Source organism: Candidatus Cardinium sp. cBcalN2, from assembly GCF_022810445.1.
GTDB lineage: Bacteria > Bacteroidota > Bacteroidia > Cytophagales > Amoebophilaceae > Cardinium.
Window position 1 is genome coordinate 1 of sequence record NZ_JAACGD010000142.1, and the last position, 397, is coordinate 397.

General features: G+C 32.5%; 1 protein-coding gene. It reads right to left on the reverse strand.

Features of this window, described 5'->3' with window-relative positions:
- On the reverse strand, positions 1-397 hold a 397-nt coding region (locus MUW74_RS03970), incomplete at both ends, for an IS1634 family transposase (protein WP_243553087.1).

The following is a 397-nucleotide window of genomic DNA, read 5'->3' on the forward strand; positions in this document are numbered from 1 at the left end:
ATCATAAATAGCACAGGCAACAGGACCAAAATAGCGTACGATTTTTATTAAAACTTCATTCATATTCAGCACTATTTCATGATATGCATGATCTACTTGTAATTTAATAACATGAATTCCATGAAACAATCTGTAAACCCATTGCATCGACGGGCGATTAGTAGCATACCCACTTTGAGATAAAACGGTCTCATTACTAGATACTAATTGTTTACGTAGAAAGTACTGTGCAAAACTATAAACCATCAAACAAAGTGTCATTAACATCATTAAGGCACTAATCCGCTCTGGCTTTTTAAGAAAAATAGAGTCTACTTCAAAAGTATTGTCCTTGATAAATTTAAAACCTGATTCTGTACCCGATTGTTCTTTATAAGTAGATAAAAGTTCTTGATCT